Raw genomic sequence first — 3,055 nt, 5'->3', positions numbered from 1 at the left:
GAGGCCGCGCTGGCGGCGCTCGCGGCCGAGCTGGGCGAGCGGGCGCATGTCGCCCCGGCCGATCTGCGCGACCCGGCGGCGGCGGATGCGCTGATCACGGCGGCCGAGGCGGCGGCCGGGCCGCTGCATATCCTGGTCAACAATGCCGGGCTGACCCGCGACGGGCTGGCGATGCGGATGAAGGACGAGGACTGGGCGGAGGTGCTGGACGTCGATCTGGCCGCGCCCTTCCGCCTGATCCGCGCGGCGCTGCGCGGGATGCTGCGCCGCCGCGCCGGGCGGATCATCGGCATCGCCAGCATCGTCGGCGCGACCGGCAATCCCGGACAGGCCAACTATGCCGCCGCCAAGGCGGGGCTGGTCGGCATGAGCAAGTCGCTCGCGCAGGAGGTCGCCTCGCGCGGGATCACGGTGAACGTGGTGGCGCCGGGCTTCGTCGCGACCGCCATGACGGACGCGCTGGGCGAGGCGCAGCGGACCCGGCTGCTGGAGGCGATCCCGCTCGGCCGCATGGGGCAGCCCGAGGACGTGGCGGGGGCGGTCGCCTATCTCGCCTCCGACGCCGCCGCCTGGGTTACCGGGGCGACGCTGCACGTGAACGGGGGGATGGCCATGCTCTGACGGGCGCCATCCGCGGGAACGCGGCGCGGTACGGGCCGGGGTGGCGCCGATTCTTGGTCATGTCCCGAAACCATGCTAAGCGCCCGGCCATTCCGATGGCCGTCCTTATCGCGGCGTGTCCCCTCCCTTCCGCCGCCCGCCGGAGTGGCGCGGGCATGCAGTCACAGGTGCTTGCGCAGACGTGACAGACGTGAGCAAGTCCGGCGTTAACAACCACGTAGTAGGCCCGGTCGCGGGCATGGTCCCCGCAGGGGCCAAAGTCAGGAGTTGCAGGTCCGATGAGTGAGATCGCCGACAAGGTTAAGAAGATCGTGGTGGAGCACCTTGGCGTCGAAGAGGCGAAGGTGACGCCGGAGGCGTCCTTCATCGATGACCTGGGCGCCGACAGCCTCGATACGGTCGAACTGGTGATGGCGTTCGAAGAGGCGTTCGGCGTCGAGATCCCCGAGGACGCGGCCGAGAAGATCAGCACCGTCAAGGACGCGATCGACTACATCGAGAAGCAGAAAGCCGCCTGAACGCGGGCGCGGACGAGAGCGGATCGGCGGGTCGGGCATGGCGTACGCGGGAATGGCGCATTCGGGCGGGCGCCGCGTGGTGGTCACCGGGATGGGCATCGTCTGTCCGCTCGGCGTCGGCGTGCAACCGGTCTGGTCGCGGCTGACCGAGAGCCGGAGCGGCATCGGGGCGATCCAGTCCTTCGACACCAAGGATCTGCCGTGCAAGGTCGCGGGGCAGGTACCGGCGGGCAGCCGCGCCGATGGCGGCTTCGACCTCGGCGAGTGGGTGCCGACCAAGGACCAGAAGAAGATGGACCGCTTCATCCATCTGGCGATGGCGGCGGCGGCGCAGGCGGTCGAGGATTCCGGCTGGGAGCCCGAGGACGAGGCCGCGCGCTGCGCGACCGGCGTGATGATCGGCTCCGGCATCGGCGGGCTGCAGACGATCTATGAGGCGTCGGTGCAGGTCCACGAGGGCCGCGCCCGGCGCCTGTCGCCGTTCTTCATCCCGTCGGCGCTGATCAACCTCGCCTCCGGCCACATCTCGATCCGCTACGGCTTCAAGGGGCCGAACCATTCCGCCGTCACCGCCTGCGCAACCGGCGTGCACGCGATCGGCGACGCGGCGCGGCTGATCATGTTCGGCGATGCCGACGTGATGGTGGCGGGCGGCGCCGAGGCGACGGTGTGCGAACTCGGCATCGCCGGGTTCTGCGCCTCGCGCGCGCTGTCCACCGGCTTCAACGACCAGCCGGCGCGCGCGTCGCGCCCGTGGGACCGCGACCGCGACGGCTTCGTGATGGGCGAGGGCGCCGGGGTGCTGGTGCTCGAGGAATACGAGCACGCGCGCCGCCGCGGCGCCACGATCTATGCCGAGGTGCGCGGCTATGGCCTGTCGGGCGACGCGCATCACATCACCGCGCCGGCCGAGGGGCATGACGGCGCGTTCCGCGCCATGACGGCGGCGCTGCGCAGCGGCGGCCTCACGCCCGCCGACATCCAGTACGTCAACGCGCACGGCACCTCCACGCCGACCGGCGACGACCTGGAGCTGGAGGCGGTGGAGCGGCTGTTCGGCGATTCCGCGCGCGGGCTCGCGATGTCGTCCACCAAATCCGCGACCGGCCATCTGCTGGGCGCGGCCGGCGCGATTGAGGCGATCTTCTCGATCATGGCGATCCGCGACGACATCGCGCCGCCGACGCTCAATCTCGACGCGCCGAGCCGCGAGAGCGTGATCGACCGCGTGGCGCACCATGCGCAGCGGCGGCGCATCACCGCCGCCCTGTCCAACAGCTTCGGCTTCGGCGGCACCAACGCGAGCGTGATCTTCCACGAAGCGGCCTGACATGCGGCGGCGGCCGTCCTGGCGGACGGTGGCCGGGGCGGTCATGGTGACCGCGCTGGTTGCCGGCACCGCCTGGCAGGCCTGGATCGGCCTGCGCCAGAACATCGATCTGATGCCCGGCCCGCTGGACGCCGCCCGCGACGTGGTGGTGCCGCGCGGCGACACCGCCCGCGTGGCCGAGGCGCTCGCCGCCGCCGGCGTCATCCGCCACCCTTGGGAGTTCCGCCTCGCCGCCGCGCTGACGCGCGATCAGGGCGCGCTGCATGCCGGCGAGTTCGCGTTCCCGGCGCACGTGACGGTGGGCGAGGTGCTGGCCATCCTGCGCACCGCCCGCCCCGTCGCGCACCGCCTGACCCTGCCGGAGGGGCTGACGGCGCGGCAGATCACGCATCTGTTCGACACCGCCGACGCCGCCGCCGGGCACACGCCCGCCATCGCCGAGGGCAGCGTGCTGCCGCAGACCTATCTGTATCCCCGCGGCACGACGCGCGCGGCGCTGGTCGAACGCGCGCATGCCGCCCTCGATGCCGCGCTCGCCGCCGCCTGGGCGAAGCGGGTGCCCGACAGCGCGCTGAGGACGCCGCGC

At 72.4% G+C, this 3,055-nt stretch carries 4 protein-coding genes; all 4 read left to right on the top strand.

Annotated elements, in window-relative coordinates:
* Positions 1-621: 3-oxoacyl-ACP reductase FabG (gene fabG / locus B8460_RS19855; protein WP_048863361.1), on the top strand; the 621-nt coding region annotated here is incomplete at its 5' end.
* A gap of 278 nt (positions 622-899) precedes the next feature.
* The gene (locus B8460_RS19850) at positions 900-1,139 is read left to right on the top strand and encodes an acyl carrier protein (protein ID WP_048863360.1); all 240 of its coding nucleotides are present in this window, start codon (positions 900-902) and stop codon (positions 1,137-1,139) included.
* Between the two features lie 37 nt (positions 1,140-1,176).
* The gene (gene fabF, locus B8460_RS19845) at positions 1,177-2,469 is read left to right on the top strand and encodes a beta-ketoacyl-ACP synthase II (RefSeq protein WP_084623966.1); all 1,293 of its coding nucleotides are present in this window, start codon (positions 1,177-1,179) and stop codon (positions 2,467-2,469) included.
* Between the two features lies 1 nt (position 2,470).
* Positions 2,471-3,055 (top strand): endolytic transglycosylase MltG (locus B8460_RS19840; protein ID WP_048863359.1); only part of this gene is annotated, 585 nt, incomplete at its 3' end.

It is taken from the genome of Acidisphaera rubrifaciens HS-AP3, from assembly GCF_000964365.1.
Lineage (GTDB): Bacteria > Pseudomonadota > Alphaproteobacteria > Acetobacterales > Acetobacteraceae > Acidisphaera > Acidisphaera rubrifaciens.
This window is presented reverse-complemented; position numbering and strand designations above follow the sequence as displayed.

What these genes read in the sequence shown, in the direction of transcription:
- B8460_RS19850 (WP_048863360.1), top strand. Translation starts at nt 900, where the DNA reads ATGAGTGAGATCGCCGACAAGGTTAAGAAGATCGTGGTGGAGCACCTT.
- fabF (WP_084623966.1), top strand. Translation starts at nt 1,177, where the DNA reads ATGGCGTACGCGGGAATGGCGCATTCGGGCGGGCGCCGCGTGGTGGTC.